The following is a 16,159-nucleotide window of genomic DNA, read 5'->3' on the forward strand; positions in this document are numbered from 1 at the left end:
CCCGCGACGTGCGATCCGGACGGCAGCGAAGCCGACGGATCGCCGGGCTCATTCTCAAACCCGGCTGAACCTCACTCCTCGCATCCTGCCGGCTGCGAACCTGAAGATCGGAAGACATCCCATGAAGCGTCCGCCGTCCGCCGTCATGACCGTTCTCCTTGCAGCGCGGGCAGGCGCCACGGCTGAAGGCGCAGCCGCGCAGGATCCGTCCGACGCGAGCGTAGCGACACGTGGGCCCGAACGGCAGAACTCCGCGGAACGGCAGGCTGCCGCGCTAGCGAGCCGGATGACGCCTGCCGAGAGGCAAGCCTATGTCTTCGGCTACTTCCCGCCGATGAGCAAAGACCGTCCCGCGGACATGATTCCCTCGGCCGGCTATGTACCGGGAGTGCCCAGGCTTGGGGTGCCGACGCTGCGTGAAAGCGATGCGTCGCTTGGCGTCGCCAACCAGATCGAACAGCGCAAGGGCGATGTCGCCACCGCGCTGCCGGCAAGCCTGGCGATCGCCGCGAGCTTCGACCCCGACCTTGCCTATCGGGGCGGTGCGATGATCGGCGCCGAAGCACGGGCCAAGACGTTCAACGTGCTGCTCGCGGGCGGCGTGAACCTGACCCGTGATCCATGGGGCGGGCGCACTTTTGAATATTTCGGTGAAGACCCCCTGCTTTCCGGCGTGATGGCCGGCGAGTCCATACGCGGCGTCCAGTCCAACCACATCGTATCCACGGTCAAGCATTTCGCGCTCAATCCTCAGGAGACGCTGCGAACGACCGTGAATGCTCGCATCGACCAGGCTGCGTTGCGCGAAAGCGATCTGCTCGCCTTCGAGATCGCCATCGAGCGGGGCCGCCCCGGTTCCGTCATGTGCTCCTACAACAAGGTCAACGGCGACTGGGCATGCGAGAACGACGTCCTGCTGAACCAGGTCCTCAAGCGGGACTGGGGCTACAAGGGCTGGGTGATGAGCGACTGGGGCGCCGTTCATTCGACCGTCAAGGCGATCAACGCCGGCCTGGATCAGCAGTCCGGTCGCGAATTAGACAAGGGGCCTTTCTTCGGGAAGCCGCTTGACGACGCGCTTGCGGCCGGGACGGTATCGTCTGCCCGGCTGACCGATATGAACCAGCGCATCCTGTGGGGCGTCGTCAGCACAGGCCTGATCAACGATCCGGTCCCGACAGCCCCCCAGTCGATCGACTATGATGCCCATGCCCGCGTCGCGCAGGAGGTCGCCGAAAAGGGTAGCGTCCTCCTGAAGAACGAAGGAAACCTTCTGCCGCTGGCTCGCACCGTCAAATCGATCGTGGTGATCGGCTCTCATGCGGACGTCGGCGTCCTGTCGGGCGGCGGATCGAGTCAGGTGCGCTCGGTCGGAGGCGCCCCCGTCGAAATACCGCTGAAGGAGGGCGCAGCCGCATCCTTCGCGCGCGTGACATGGCATGCTTCGTCACCCCTGGCGGCCATCCGCAGGATGGCGCCGAACGCCGCCATCAGCTTCGTAGACGGCACGGACCCTGCCGCCGCTGCCGTGGCCGCCCGAAAGGCGGATCTGGCGATCGTATTCGCCTCGCAGTGGCGCACGGAAGCCCAGGACGTCGAAACGATGTCGCTACCTGACGGGCAGGACGCATTGATCGGCGCGGTAGCGGGCGCCAACAGGCGCACCGTGGTCGTTCTGGAGACGGGCGGGCCAGTGCTGATGCCTTGGCTCGCGCGCATACCTGCGGTGCTTCAGGCCTGGTATCCGGGGCAGCGCGGGGGCGAGGCGATCGCCAACATTCTGTTCGGCGCGACCAACCCATCCGGCCGGTTGCCGATGACGTTCCCCGCCAGCGAGGCGCAGGCACCACGTCCCGTCGTTCCAGGGCTATCCGCCATGAAGGAGGCCGATCGGGCGCAGCAGAAGGGAAGCACCTACGGCATGGTCGAACGATCGCTGCTTGTGGATGTGGATTATGCCGAGGGGGCGGATGTCGGCTATCGCTCGTATCTGAAGCACGGTGTCCGGCCGCTATTCCCGTTCGGTTACGGCCTCTCCTACACCCGCTTCAGCTACGGCGATCTGCGCATCGAACCTGGAGCGACGCCGCGCATCAGTTTCACAGTGACGAATATTGGTAAGGTCGCGGGCGCGGACTCGCCGCAGGCATACGTCCAGGCGGGGCAGCGGAACGGGGGGAGCACTCGTCTGGTAGGTTTCAAGCGCGTGGTGCTGGCACCGGGCGAAAACCAGCGCGTCAGTATCGACATCGACCCGAGACTGCTGGCCGATTTCGACGTCAAGGCGAACGATTGGCACGTAGCGGCAGGAAACTACCCCGTCACGATCGCGCGGTTCGCCGGTGACCGGGCCCTCAGCGCCAATCTCGAAATGGCTGAGGGGCGTCTGCATCCGTAATCGATGCTCCCGTCGAGGTGACGATCCTTGCTGACGCTCGTTGCCGCGCTTCTCGCCGCCGCTCCGACGGTCGAGACTGACGGCGCGAAGGTAACGGGCGTGCGAGCCGGGAAGATCGTGCGCTACCTGGGCATTCGCTACGCGACGCCTGCTGATGGTGGAAGTCGGGCGGGTGTCCCCGGCGTCAGTTCTACCAAGATTGCGCGACAAGGGGGATCGTTCGGGCCGAACTGTCCGCAAAGGATCGATCCGCACGGCTTTGGACCCTGGACCCCAGAGTTCGTTGCGTCGGGCATCGTGGCTCAGGACTGTCTGTTCCTCAACATCTGGACACCACGGAAGCCCCGACGCGCTCCGGTCCTGTTCTGGATACACGGCGGGGGCTTCGTAGCGGGATCGGGATCGGTTCCCGTCTACGACGGAACAGCCTTTGCCCGCCGCGGGGTCATCGTCGTGACGGTCAACTACCGCTTGGGTGAGGACGGCTTCGCTACGCGGAAGGGTGCGCGGCCGAATGTCGGGTTGCATGACGTGGTCGACGCGCTGCGGTGGGTGAGGCGGAATGTCGCGGCATTCGGTGGCGACCCCGAGCGGATAACGATCGCGGGGCAGTCGGCGGGGGCGATGCTGGTGCACGCCATGCTCGCCATGCCGTCAGCGAAAGGGCTGTTCGCCAGAGCGATCGCGCAGAGTGGTCTGCCGCCGGAGGCAGGCGTTACGGGGACGGGATCGCGGCTGAGACTGTCGCCGGATCTGCCAGTATCTCCACAGCGAGCTTGGCAAAGTGGTTCGGCCATCGATGTCCCGATGCTGGTCGGGATGAATGCGGACGAGGCTACTGCGTTCACGCCTGGAGATCGATTAAGCGCTCCGCCAGCGAACTGCGGCGGTGCGGGTGCCGCCCTACGGTCACGCGGGATGCAAAGGCGCGCCGCGGCGCGTTGGTGCGGCGTCAGGGCGGTGCTCGACTGGTGGCGCGGTCGTCCGAAGGGACGCCTGTCGCCGACTTACGCCTACCTCTTCGCGCGCGTACCTCCTGGCGCGGAGGCGCAACGTTGGGGAGCGTTCCATTCCGCCGAGCTGCCCTACGTGTTCGGTACTCTTAGCCGATCTTCGGACAGACCATACACTGTGGTCGACCGGCGGATTTCACGTCGCATGACAGCGGCCTGGGCTCGTTTCATTCGCGGCGAAGCTCCATGGCCAGCGCTGACGGGCAATCATCCGCAGTTCCAGCGCTTTTCAAAGCAGACCAGAATGGCACCGATGATGCCAGCCGCAACTGAACAGCTGTTCGATGCAGTCCCTGGTCCAGTGCCAACTCTGTTCTAGTTCCCGTTCACCAGAAGCAGGTCAGGATTTGCCGCTGACCTGCCGGATCTGGCAACCCTGAAACTCCATGCGCTCTGTAGAGGCAGCGATTGTTCGATCGCAGCTATCGAGCACCCGCCTTCTCAAAAGCGGTAGGTCCACTCTAATCGGATCCTGGGCCTCCCTGAGATCGGGTCGATTTCGAGAACGCCGATGCCTCCTTGCCAGCCGCTCCCATGCGAGACAAATCCGGCGTTTACGCTTGCCCTTCACGATTCGGACCTGCGGTGATGACACGGGCCGGCATCTTCACCCAGGAAGCAGCAGGTCCGAGAGTCCGGAGAGGTCTTTCATCACCGCGTCGGGGTGCCAGGCAGGATCAAGGGGTTCACCCTCGCGATCAATCCAGACGGACTGGATGCCGAGTTCCTGACATACTCTAAGGTCGGTAAACTGCCCCATGCCCACGTGGATCGTCTCGTCCTTGGAAATGCCCATGGCGGCATAAGCGTAAAGGAATAGTCGGTGATCCGGCTTGTAAGCTTGAGCCTGTTCGGCCGTGATGACAAAATCGATGGGCGTGCCGATCGCGCTCACCGTGCCGGCGATGAGGTCGTCCCCGGTGTTGCTGATGATCGCGATCCGGTAGCGTTCTCGCAGGCGGGCAAGCACGTCGGGCACCTCGGGATGAGGGTCGATCTTGCTCAGGGTTGCCAGCAACGTTCGCAGGTCCGCCGTTGAGGCCACGTGGCCGGCTTCAGACAGCGCCAGGTTCAAGCTGGCTTGCAGCACCGTTTGGTAGTCGCGGAACGGGCGGCGCTGCTGATGTTCAACCGCAATGCCGCGCAAGCGATCGGCGAACGCGACGACCTGATCATGCGTAGGGCTCGCCGGCATGTGTCTATTCAGAATCACGTGAGCGGCCTGCCGCACGGCACGGTGCCACTGGACCAGAGTGCCGTAGCAATCAAAGGTGATGACCTTAGGCGGCGTTTCGAGCTTGAGAATGCAACAGTCTCCCATGACGATGCCTACTCATGCAGCGGCAGAGCGATTTGGCAATCTGGCAGAGCCGGCACTTAGCTAGCGTCCATACAACCATTCCGTCGAGGCGGGCGAAAAAGACGCCATAGCGGTAAGGGGTGTTGCACTGCCTAGGGCTTCGCTCCCGCGATTACCCCATTTTCAGTAAGGCATCATCTCAATTGATGATCACTTCGTTACAAGCATTCCCGATTCTTGCGCGATTGTTGGTTTTATCTTGCCGCACTCTCCGGGCGGGGCTCTGGCAACTGTAATCCGTTGGCATCCGCGTGGCGGCAAACTACACAGAGATGCCGCGCTCGAACAGGATCTCGGCGCCTGCGCAGGCTATGGCCGCGGAGCTGGAAGCGTATATCATCGCGGTGAAGCTCTCGGCCGCGCCAATCGAGGAGCCGGACGTGCATGCTGTCTACGAAGGCGTCAACTGATCGTAGAGATCCCGACGGGTAGGCCACGTCAGATAGTGTAGCCCATTCGTGTGGCCCAAGGCTCCAACATCGGCAAGACTGGAGCAAGGTGTTCGCGATACCGTTCCCAACGGCCGGCCGATCTTCTATACAGAGGTTCGGTTACCTGCGAGTAGCTGGCAGTCGAAATATGCACACGCTTCGCTGCACTGCTCTGGTTGTCGAGTACCGACGGATGCCAAGGAAGTTCGAGGAACTCGAGCAGCGAGCGCATCTCGGATTCGAGATCGTCGACCATTCGCTCGTAACGTATGTAGTGGACCGAAATCGGTAGATTCTCGACGGCTCGGGTCCAGGCGTCGAAAACGGTGTCGTACAGACGTGCGGCACCTTCAAGAGTCGTAAAGTGTCGCATAGCCCGGTTGAGCGTGAAGTTCGACATGAAGCAACTTAGCACGACGTCACACGGATGGCGCTCAACCATGACCACCTTGCCGTCCGGGAACAGCCGATGGATCAAGGGCATGCGGGCCATATGGAGTGGAAACTTGTCGATGATCGTCATTCCCCTACGCGGAGGAGCTGAAATATGCGCCAAGGCCTCATAATAGTGCGCCCGCAAAGCATTGACTTCCGCGGTTCCGATGGTCGCAAGTCGCGCCGTATCTCCAAGTTTCACCTCGGGCTGCCGCATCACGGGCAGTTCCTCCATCACGTGAAACTGGGGAACATTCATGAGCATAGTGTCGAGTAGCGTCGTTCCAGAGCGAGGGAAGCCGACGAGGAAAACCGGTGATGGCGGCGTCGGTCGGACCTCGACGTTCCGCCACCTAGCTATGTTCCGCTTGGTTATCAGCTTTGCCGCCTTCGAAACGTCATCGCCGAAGCTCGAGCGTTCCACAACCGGCCGGGCCTGTTCCAGCGACAGACGGTTCATATCGTCGAAAGACTTGATCGCCCGATCGCTGTGGCCCAGGCGATCGCTCAGTTCAGCGATCAGCTGGGCCTTCCTCAATGGTGAAATGGTCTCAGGGACGGCCTCGGCGAGCGCCATAGCCTCCGCGAAGCGCCCCTGGCGTCGTAAAGACCACGCTTGGATAAACCCTATCTCCGCGGCTGCGACGCCGCGCTGGCCTGCCTCCGCCACGAGGGCTTTCAAATCATCGATCCGATTGAGGTTTTCCAGCAGCAAGCCGAGTTCGAGATACGCCGGAGTAAAGCCGGAAGTCAGCGAAATGGAGTTGCGGAACGCGCGCTCGGCTGCGGAATTATCCTGCGTCGCCGCTTCGGCCAGCCCCAGTTCCATCTGTATTTCGGCGTTCGCTGGTAGGTGACGGACGGCTTCGCGCAGTACGTCCCGCCGCTCCGGGTCGCGATCCGCCTCCGCCAGCACCTTGGCAAGGTTGATCGGCAATGCGGGGACGTCGCGCCTCAGCCTAATGCCGATCCGAAAGGCCGCGACCGCCTCATCATGCCTTCCGAGCGCCGCACGGGCATTCCCGAGATTGTTCCAGCTCTCGAAATCCTGTGGCAACGCGGCCACGACCGCCTCGTAGGCGGCACATGCCTCGATATGGTCTCCGCGTTGCTGATGAACGTAGCCCATGAGCCGTCGCAACCTTATCTCGCCGGCCTGACCGCCGGCACAGACGGATTCGACCTCGTCCAGTTCGCCTACCTCGGCCAGCGCGGTAGCCAGATTGATCCGGGTCGCGAGATCGTCCGGCCACAACGCGATCGCGCGCCGCAGATGGGCTATCGCCTCGGACGGGATTCCTTCCTGACACAGGAGAAGCCCCATGAAGGCAAGTGCGGATGGTTCATCGGGATTCTCCCTCAGGGCCCTCTCCGCCGCCGTTCGCGCGCCAAGGCGGTCGCCGCTCCGGAGGCAGGAGAACGCATCAGTCAACGATTCAGAAGGCGTTTGCATCATGTCCGTTCAAACTGGCTCTTTGACGTCGAATGCTACCGTGAGCCTTTCACCCGACGCGACCGGAAGCGTTCCATGCCACATCGTTGACGGAAAGATCACCAGGCGGCCCGGCTTCGGCTCTATGCATCGGGTCGCAGGCAAATCAAGCGACAGTTCCGCCTGGGGCGTACCGAGCGTCAGCCAGCCGGCGTGCGGATCGTCGTCATGGGTCGGCGGGACTCCGATATAGAGCGCGGAGCTTAGCCAGCCAGCCGGATGCACGTGATTGGCATGACGGCCGGCCCCCGTGAGTCGGACGGACCAGGATCCACTGAATCGCGGAGCTCGGTCGCGTCGGGCGCGCAACGTCGGATGTCGTGCGTCTCGTGCCGGCAATCGCGCGATATGCGCTCGGGTGGCGGCCACGATCGCCGTGCGCAGTGAAATGATTTCCGGGTCCGTCCGAGCGAGCAGGATGCCGTCCGTCTGCGTCCCGCCCCGCACCGACTGATCAAGCTGCTCTCCTCGCGCCGTGTGCATTTGACGAAGAATGGTCGCCAGTCGTTCCAACGATGGTAGTTGCGCACTTATGTCCACCACGCTTACCAGCGTTTCCGCGCCCTGGAGCCACCCCCACCGCGGGTCGTCGCACAACCGCCACGCCAAAGACGCATAGGGCCATAGCGGCGCGAAATCGGGCGATGCCGTCCAGCGCTCGATGATGTCGCGTGCCGGCTCGACGCGGCCGGTACGGAGTAGATGGCGGACTTGGTGGACGACGATGTTAACGTCGTCGGTATCTGCCAGCAGCGCGAAGCTCGTGTCCGCCGCTGCGCATCGTCCGATCTCCGACAATGCAAGTGCCTCGTTGGCGATAAGGAAGACGGCGTCACCCATCGCATAGCGTGCTTGCGCTATCGTGGATAGGGCCCGCTCGTACTGACCCGCCTTGATCAACAGGTCGATCAGTGCTTTCCACAATGCCGGATCTCGCGGCGACTTCGACAACGCGCTTTCAAGCGATCGTACGAAGCCCAGATCGTCGCCCGTCATCCAGCATAGTCGGGCTAGGGAATAATGGCCGGCAATCCACCCCGGGTGTTTCCTGATGAAGACATCAAGGCCTGCGCACGCCCGCGAGGCATCTCCATCAGCGAGCCGAGCAGCTGCCAAGCCCAGCAGGACGTCCCCATCGAGTGGTGCTATACGGTGGGCCGTTTCGAAAGCGCCCACCGCCGAGAGGCCCGCCTCGAGCTGGGTGCGCGCCAAACCATGTGCAATCGACGGGTCGTAGGGCGCGAGCGTTGCGGCCTTCGTGAAAGCTTGAAGGGCCGCGACACGATCATCCAGCGCACGGTGGAGAAGTCCAGTCCACTGCCATAGACGGGGGTTCGTTCCCGCACGGCGGGCGGCGGCTGAAACGATCGGTACCGCTGCCGCCTCGTCTTCCGTCTGCAGCGCCAGTTCCGCCAGGCGTATCACGGATTTCGGATCGTCCCTCGATCCCGCCTGACGCGATACAGTAGCAAAGCTCAAGATATTGATCCGCTCATACGGACCTCGGCTTCCATCGATCGCCGGACAGCCTCGCGCTCGGCCTCACTCAGCCCAGGGTGCCAGACATCGAGAATGAGTACGACGCGAGGCAAGGCCGTGGGGTTGGCCGCTTCATGCTCGATAGTGTCGTCGAAAACGAACGCATCGCCGCGGGTCCATTCACGCGTCTCAGCGCCAACCCTAAACCAGCAGCCTTGCGGCACGATGAGGGGTAGATGACAGACGAGCCGGGTGTTCGATACGCCGGTGTGCGGAGGAATGGTTGTGCCGGGGGACAGCAGGGAGAACATCGCATTGGCTGAGCATCCGGTAATCCACGGCTGAGGGATACGGCTCAGAACGTCCATTGTCCGCGGGCATTGGCGAATGTTGTCGGTTACGGTCTCCCCATTGCGGAAAAGATGTATCGCGGTCCAGTCTCGTGAGTGATTGAGCGCGCGCCACTGGTTGACGGGTTCATGATCGGCGTACTGGATATAGGGCGCCGATTCGGTGTCGTTCGCCGCTGCGAGCACCTCGAACTCCGCCGCGATGGCATCCGTCGCAGCCTCCAGCTCCGTCAGCCAAGGAAAATCCGAACGATCGTGAAATTCGCGTTCGACAAGCCCGGGGTAGTGGAAGTGGGTTGGTTCGGAGTGAAAGGGCACGGTTCGCCGTAGGGCGTTGCTGTGGAAGCGATCGATCCGAGCCTTCTCATCCGGGGCAAGCAGAGTTGGCGCTACGGCTTCGCCAAGAATGGCCGCCCGCTTGACGAGATGCACCTCATGACGTCGGTCCGCATGCGCCAGGGCGGCGGCGACCGTGGGCGGCAGATCTCCTTCGGGCCGTTGCGCCAGCGCCCTGCCATATGCTTCGTCAGCGCTCGGATCACCGCGTCGTTCCAACAAGCTCGCGCGGAGCAGCAGCGCGGTGAAATCGAGAGGTGCTGCGGCAAGTGCGCGATGAACCGCGGACGTCGCACGATCAACATCCCCGGCAGCCCGATGCATGGCGGCGAGTTTGAGCCAGATCTGCGGATGTTCCGGGTTTGCGACAGCAATCTGTTCAAGCAGGCACCTCGCGAGCCTGATGTCGCCAACGGCAGCCGCTTGATCTGCTTCAATAGTGAGTAGATCCGGATCAACAGTCACAGCGTCGCTTATCAAAGGACGGGCATGAGCGAAAGCCGTTTCCGACGTGCACGGGGACCGACGAAGCTCAAAGCAAAGCCGGCGTATCAGCGATACGCCGGCCTCACATTATACGGGCATGTTAGAAGTTCAGCGTCACACCCGCGAAGATGTAGCGACCAAGAGCATCGTACACGTTCGGGTAGGTGTTGCCGTTACCGAAGACGGGCGAAAGCGCCTGCGACGTCACGAGCGGAGGATCGCGGTCGAGGATGTTGTTGACGCCAAGGCGGAATGTATAGTTGTCCGCGATCGCCACGGTTGCGGTCAAGTCGAAGTAGCTCTGTGCGGGAATCCGCTGATTGACCAGAGCGGACGGCCCGGCGAGCGTCGGATTGCCGCTCGTGCGATCAAGCTTGACCGGATCGAAGTACCGCCACTGTACGGAAAGGCCGACGCCGTCAGTCGTAGTGAACGTGGCACGCGCACGATGGCGCCATTTCGGAGCAGGCGTACCGCACTGGAGTCCATAGTAGCCAGAACAGTCGTAGGGTGCCGATACGCCGTTATCGGTCTTGAACTGGTCGAGGTATGTGCCGTTCATCGACAGACCCAGCGAACCGATCGACCCGATTTCGTGCGAATAGCTGGCACCTACGTCGATACCACGCGTCTTGATCGAACCGAGGTTCTGATTGGTGTCGACGACGTACCCGTTCGGCGTGCGCCACAGCGAACCGAACTGGTCACGATTGATCAGGCCGCAGAACGTCGGATCGGCGGTGGCGATGCACGTCGTCAGGGTGGTGTCCTGACCGATCGTGGTGATCGTCTTGTCGACCTTGATCTGGAATGCGTCGACCGTGATCGCCAAGCGAGGGATGAAGCTCGGCTGGAGGACCACGCCGACCGTGTAGGTATCAGCCTTCTCGGGCGTCAGATTGGCGTTCCCGCCGATCAGACCGTTGTACTGAGCCGCTGGGTTCTCGGAGATGTTGCCGAACTGAGCCGCTGTGACTCCGGTAAGGGCGCACTGAGCGGCCGTGTTGCCATTCACCGTACCATTCGCTCCGATCGCACCCGCGCACGGGTCGTTCGAACCGTTGAGGGCCACGCGGGAAGGAGCAAACAGTTCCTGAATATTCGGAGCACGGACCGAACGATTGTAGGCCGCACGGAAGGTTATGTCCCTGATGGGCGCAAACGTTCCTTCAAACTTGTAGGTGTTGGTGCTCGTCTTCCTATTGCCGATCTTATAGTCGGAGTAACGATACCCACCACTGAACGACAGGTCGTAGATGAAGCGGTCGTGCACGACGGGAAGCCGGACCTCGGTGTAGCCTTCGTTTACCGAGAACGACCCGGCCACCGGGAGTGTCGGGGCACCCTGACCAGAGAGATCGCCGGTGGAGAACTCCAGGTCGGTCGCGAGCTGCAGGCTCTCCTTGCGGTATTCGTAGCCGGCGTTGATCGCGACGCCTTCGTCCGCGAACGGCGACTTGATGCCGTATTCGCCGAGCAGAGCGGTGGCAGAGGCGGAGACGACCTGTTCAGAGGTCGAGCCGCGCTGGAAGCCAGGCGTACCAAGATAGTTGACCGCGGCCTGCGAGACGCCACCGGCGGTAAAGATGTCATACGGTACGCAGTTCGGATCGGATCCATCGACCACAGAACGGCAGGTCGGCGTGCCACCGACATTCACGACGTCCAGCGACTTGGTGAGCCGGCTGATCGAGACGTCGTTGCGGTAAGTCTCCTGGAAGTTCGTACGACCATACTGATAATAGGCGTCGTAGCTTATGCCCTTGGCGACATTGCCCTTGGCACCGGCGACGATCCGGTAAGACGTATGCTGAAGATCGTCCTGACGAGGACCGCCTTCGACGTTGCGACGATATACCTGCAGTGCGCCGCGGTTATACGTCCGGCCCGTCGTGGGATCGATGAAGTTCGCAGCGGTCGTACCGCCGCCGTTGATCGACGTTCCCGTGGAGTCCAGGAGATTGCCGGGAGCACAGACGATGGCCGACTGCTGTGCGGAGAGGAGCGGGTTGTCGCAGTTGATGCTGAGCGTGTTGCCGAAATCGCCCGACGGCGCGATCTGCGCGACCGAGCGGTCGTCCATGAACATGCCTTCGAGATACGGCTTGAAGGCGTCGCTTACGTCGTAATGGGCGAAGAAGCCCGCCGTGTAGCGCTCGTCTGGACGCTGATAATAGTTGGTCGGCCCGAAGTTATACACGTTGCTGCCAGGAGTGAACGTCCGCCCTTGGCCCAACTGATAGGTCGTCGAGCCACCGCCCTCGGCCGAAGTCACGAAGTTGTTCGAACTGAACGAGCCGCCACAGGCCACCGACCCGGCCGGCGCACCCGCCGTGGTCAAACCGCACGAGCTGTAGTCGCGCTTCGACTGAAGAAGGGCGTTGATCTTGCGATAGCCGACGTAGGCGGTGATGTGACCCTTGTTGTCATCGAAGCCGCCACCGATCGTCGCAGTTACGTCAACGGTGCCGCCACTTGCGCTATTCCCGTCAGGAAACCCGAAATTCTGACGGTTGAGGGCGTCACGAAGACCCTTGGCGTTCGAATTGTTGTCGTGCTGGAGCAGGCTGTATTGACCATCGACACGGAAGCCGCTGAAGTTGTCGTCCATGATGAAGTTGACCACACCGCCGACGGCATCGGCGCCGTAAGTGGAGGATGCACCACCCGTCAGAACGTCGACGCGCTTGATCAACGCGGCGGGAATGAAGTTGATGTCCGCTGCGGAGTCCGTAACGTCGCCTGGTACAAGACGACGTCCGTTGATCAGCACCAGCGTGCGGTTGGCACCCAGATTTCGCAGGTTGACGGTTGAAGTACCGGTCGAGCCGTTGGAGACGTTGCCGCCCTGATCGCCGAAGGCCTGTGGCAGCTGGTTGATGAGATCCTCGACGCGGGTCACGCCGGTAAGCTTGATCTCCGCGCTGTTCAGGACCGTGACTGGGCTGGCCGACGAAAGGTTGGGCGTCGGAATGCGTGAACCGGTGACGACGATGTCGCCGGGGGCCGTTGCCGATGGGTCGCTAGCTGCGGGCGCCGCCACCTCAGGCGCCTGCCCCTCGATCGGACCGGAGTTGGCGGGGGCGTTGCCTGGGACTGCTTGCGCATATGACGGCGAGGCCGCCATCACGGCGCCAACGCAGATCGTCGTCGCCAGAAGGCGATTCCGCAGTATCCGGTTCATAATAGTAGGTCCCTTTTCCGACGGTTCTCGGTTGTTCATTCCACCGCCCTCGTTCGTTGACGAAGCCGCTGGCATGAAATGACACTAGCGCGCCTTTCCGTGATGCAGCAATCTTCAACTTTATGGCAGGAGCGCTGCGCAACTTTTCGCCGACCTCTGTAGCAAATGAGCAACATACCAGCTTGCGCGGTCCGATTATTGAGATAGAGGCGGCAGCAGGATGAGGGGTACGGTTTTGGTCAGAACGCAAGGGATATCGTTTGCGGCTGCGGCTGTCGTCGCTGCTGCGCTGGGGGCGGCAGTCCCCATGCCCGACCAGCCGTCGACGAGCGTTCAGGCGAAGGCATTCAGCAGCGTCTTGTCTTGCCGGGGGATTGCGGATGCCGTCGAACGACTTGCATGCTTCGATCGGAATGCTCAGACTCTACAGTCGGCTGCCGACAACAAGGAGATTATAGTCGTTGATCGTGCCGAAGTTCAAAAAGCGCGACGCTCCCTGTTTGGCTTCAATCTTCCGGGGCTCAAGATCCTCGGCGGCAAGGACCCTGCCGAAAGAAGCGCTCATGGCGCAGTCGCGGCTGAGGACGAGGAAATCACCTCGACCGTCGCATCGGCGCAGCAGGATCGCGACGGCTATTGGATCGTTGGACTTCCGGACGGGGCAGTCTGGCATCAGACCGGTGGCACGGTTGCGTTAAGGCCACGTCCGGGATCACTGGTAACTATCCGACGTGGGTCGATGGGCAGTTATTTCATCAAGTTCGGCACGCAACCGGGCGTGAAGGCCCAACGGGAACGGTGATCTATCGCCTCCGCCAAGGCACCCCGTCCGCGGCCACTAACCATGCATACCCGCTCTGTGGTCAAGAGGCTCTTGAATTCGGACCGATGGGTCAAAGTAGACGACGCTCAGACTTCCGGGTGCGGCCTGCGTACGAGTAGAACATGCTGGGATGCCTCGGGTGACTAGATGGCCGCCATCGTCTCCAAAAGATGCATGAGTTCGTCGGGTGGATTGACGTCGCCCTTCAAATCGAGTGCGGCAAGAACGGCCGCGTTGTGCTCCGCGACGGCTACTGACGTGCGGGCGAAGGCAGTCGTCGTATCCAACTCCACCCCCTTGATCTCGACGGCCGACGCTTCGTCAGGGATCGTCTGGGCAGGCAATAGGCGCACGGAGCCTAACCTCAGACCAAGATGTTCGCGAATATATCGACCCTGCTTGTCCTCTTCTGTCAGCGTGGGGCATACGCCATTCATCTCTCCGCCGATCCTTGAAATCATGGCCACAACCTCGGGCGCGTCCGCACCGGTCACTATCTGAGATTGCATGAATTCTTTCGACCAGATGGCCCTGCCACGGAGAACCGGTAAGATCATGCTTAGAAAAGCCTGCGCCGCATCCCTGTATCCCGCTGCGCTTTCCTCCGCGACCCCGATGGCGTGTCCGAGGATGAGACCCGTACCGCCGTCTATCAAGAAGAATGCGACGTGGGGCAGCCCGTTGCAACGATGGAGCGAGGTCGCCGACAAATCGAACAGGACTTCCGTGCCAGCGAATTTAGCGTCGCGCCGTCGGCGTTGCTCCCTCTCGATGAAACCACGGAGGGTGTTCTTAGACGGCACTTCGTTGGGCTTTAGGTTCGAGGCCTCGCCGAGCTTTCTGGCCAGAGCAGCGATCGAGTCAGTCTGATTGGCCTCGGCTTCGATCACATTCCCCACCACGGCTTCCAACGCGCTGATCTGGAAAGGTTTCAGGCCTGCTCGGGGCTTCACGACCAGCGCGTAAGTGCCTAGATTGCTGAGAGAACGCTTAACGGCCCACGCTCGCGCCATCTGATAGAACCTGGAAAGCGTGACGCCGGCCTCGATCGCGGCTGCCTTCGCCGCGACGTCTGGTGCCTCCGCAAAGTATCGATCGAGCGCTTGTATGCGTTGCAGCGCCTTCATCCGTCGAGACGCGGGCATGCCGGCCCAGATCTCCAGATCTCGTGCCGATAGCTCCGGACCTAGCGCCGCTACAAGTCTTGGGTCAGTTCGGAGCGCAAGCTTCGCATCGGTCGCGCCGGTAAAATCTGTGGCAGTCTTTTCCTCGGGCATTCCTGGCAATCGGATTTCCATCAGGTTGATCGGCCGTCGATAGCGAAACTACATTTTCTGCGAAAACAGGCAAGAAGCGCGTGCGGGGCCGGCTGAACGCCTGAAAGCAGCCCGAACGCCTTCCTCCCATCCCGGACGTACGCTGATCAAGGTATAAAAAGTTCGGCATCGGATCTACCCATGTGCGGCCGGTCCGAACAGGGAGAGGCCGGAAGTGCACGGCGGGCGGTTCCAGCCTTACGTTACGCAGGCAGGACCAATGCCCGGAACGTTCACCTTGTGAAACAGAACCGAAATTCCGTCGAACCGCTTCATGACAATGCCCGGTTCGCTCAAGACAGAGGGTCGATGTTGCGTATCTGACGCTTCCAGTCGGCGTTGATCCTGTCCAGCTCTGATTGCGCAGCTTCCCTCTCTGCAGCTGAGAGCGAGCTACCTTCAATCTCGCGGACGGATAGATAACGTTTGCGAAGGTCAACCAGTCTCTCGAGATAGGCTCGATTGATTGCGACTCCGCGCGCGTAATCCGAACTCCAAGGGGAAATTGGGTTCGGGAGCGATTGCGGGTTGATTGAGGCGGAGTCGAGCCTTTGCGCTTCTACCGGCAAGGCCAAAACCGCGATCAAGCTAGCAATGACAACGCTCGAGACGCCCTTATTTTTCGACATGAGCATATCTTCTTCTACGCCATTCTCGGTGTCAATGTTTCAGACGTTACGATGTATCCACTCACTCTTATGTAAGATGTGGTCTTAGCCGTGCAGGCTGGCGGTCGCATCTGCAACGATTCTGCTGAACTCGCGGGTCTTGATTCGGTCGAAAGCCCGCGGAAAACCGTGCGATACGCCGACGCGAAAATTTGGGCCGCGCTGAAATCAGGTAGCACGTTCCTATGGTGAGGTTCCGTAAGCGGCCGGTCCGCCTACCTTCTCAACCCGGACATTCCCAAAACGCGATCCAGAGCGTGCTGTTGTTGCCCCCTAAAGGCCTGACAGGGCCTCGCAGGTTTGCGCGATGAACTCGCGGGGTGATCGATAGCGCAAAGCGCGGTGCGGATGCACCTCGTTATAGTGGGCGAACCAGCCAGGCAGTTGG

Annotated in this window: 12 protein-coding genes; 4 read left to right on the forward strand and 8 right to left on the reverse strand. The window is 61.6% G+C overall.

Annotation, left to right across the window (positions count from 1 at the left end):
* Positions 1–121: 121 nt before the first annotated feature.
* Both J4O76_RS03750 and J4O76_RS03755 read left to right on the forward strand, forming a co-directional pair.
* On the forward strand, positions 122–2,398 hold the full coding sequence (locus tag J4O76_RS03750; protein WP_426280363.1) for a beta-glucosidase: 2,277 nt from the start codon (positions 122–124) through the stop codon (positions 2,396–2,398).
* Between the two features lie 27 nt (positions 2,399–2,425).
* On the forward strand, positions 2,426–3,730 hold the full coding sequence (locus J4O76_RS03755; protein WP_426280364.1) for a carboxylesterase family protein: 1,305 nt from the start codon (positions 2,426–2,428) through the stop codon (positions 3,728–3,730).
* Positions 3,731–4,018: 288 nt separating this feature from the next.
* Here the strand turns inward: J4O76_RS03755 and J4O76_RS03760 are convergent, their stop codons facing one another.
* Positions 4,019–4,732, reverse strand: coding sequence for a haloacid dehalogenase type II (locus J4O76_RS03760; RefSeq protein WP_426280366.1), 714 nt, complete (start codon positions 4,730–4,732; stop codon positions 4,019–4,021).
* A gap of 311 nt (positions 4,733–5,043) precedes the next feature.
* Here J4O76_RS03760 and J4O76_RS03765 point away from each other — a divergent pair, with 311 nt between their 5' ends.
* Positions 5,044–5,181 carry a hypothetical protein gene (locus tag J4O76_RS03765; protein ID WP_426280368.1) on the forward strand — a complete coding sequence of 46 codons (138 nt, stop codon included), beginning with the start codon at positions 5,044–5,046 and terminating at the stop codon, positions 5,179–5,181.
* A 28-nt stretch (positions 5,182–5,209) separates the two neighbouring features.
* On the opposite strand, the gene J4O76_RS03770 is transcribed toward J4O76_RS03765, so the two are convergent.
* The 4 genes from J4O76_RS03770 to J4O76_RS03785 all read right to left on the reverse strand — a co-directional run bounded on the left by J4O76_RS03770 (position 5,210) and on the right by J4O76_RS03785 (position 12,964).
* Positions 5,210–7,093, reverse strand: a complete 1,884-nt coding sequence (locus J4O76_RS03770; protein ID WP_426280369.1) for a tetratricopeptide repeat-containing sulfotransferase family protein — start codon at positions 7,091–7,093, stop codon at positions 5,210–5,212.
* A gap of 6 nt (positions 7,094–7,099) precedes the next feature.
* Positions 7,100–8,554, reverse strand: a complete 1,455-nt coding sequence (locus J4O76_RS03775) for a 2OG-Fe(II) oxygenase family protein (protein ID WP_426280371.1) — start codon at positions 8,552–8,554, stop codon at positions 7,100–7,102.
* A gap of 50 nt (positions 8,555–8,604) precedes the next feature.
* Positions 8,605–9,759, reverse strand: a complete 1,155-nt coding sequence (locus J4O76_RS03780; protein ID WP_426280373.1) for an aspartyl/asparaginyl beta-hydroxylase domain-containing protein — start codon at positions 9,757–9,759, stop codon at positions 8,605–8,607.
* 121 nt (positions 9,760–9,880) lie between these two features.
* Positions 9,881–12,964, reverse strand: a complete 3,084-nt coding sequence (locus J4O76_RS03785; protein ID WP_426280374.1) for a TonB-dependent receptor domain-containing protein — start codon at positions 12,962–12,964, stop codon at positions 9,881–9,883.
* 307 nt (positions 12,965–13,271) lie between these two features.
* Between J4O76_RS03785 and J4O76_RS03790 the strand changes: the two genes are divergently transcribed.
* Positions 13,272–13,766, forward strand: a complete 495-nt coding sequence (locus J4O76_RS03790; RefSeq protein ID WP_426280376.1) for a hypothetical protein — start codon at positions 13,272–13,274, stop codon at positions 13,764–13,766.
* Positions 13,767–13,930: 164 nt separating this feature from the next.
* Here the strand turns inward: J4O76_RS03790 and J4O76_RS03795 are convergent, their stop codons facing one another.
* The 3 genes from J4O76_RS03795 to J4O76_RS03805 all read right to left on the reverse strand — a co-directional run.
* Entirely contained in the window at positions 13,931–15,085 is a 1,155-nt protein-coding gene (locus J4O76_RS03795; protein ID WP_426280378.1) for a hypothetical protein, read from the reverse strand.
* Positions 15,086–15,396: 311 nt separating this feature from the next.
* A complete protein-coding gene (locus J4O76_RS03800) occupies positions 15,397–15,732 on the reverse strand; it encodes a hypothetical protein (protein ID WP_426280380.1) in 336 nt (111 codons plus the stop codon).
* A gap of 312 nt (positions 15,733–16,044) precedes the next feature.
* A partial coding sequence (locus J4O76_RS03805) for an integrase core domain-containing protein (RefSeq protein ID WP_426280402.1) occupies positions 16,045–16,159 on the reverse strand: 115 nt, incomplete at its 5' end.

The organism is Sphingomonas sp. NFX23, from assembly GCF_049887795.1.
In the GTDB taxonomy this organism is placed as follows: Bacteria; Pseudomonadota; Alphaproteobacteria; order Sphingomonadales; family Sphingomonadaceae; genus Sphingomonas.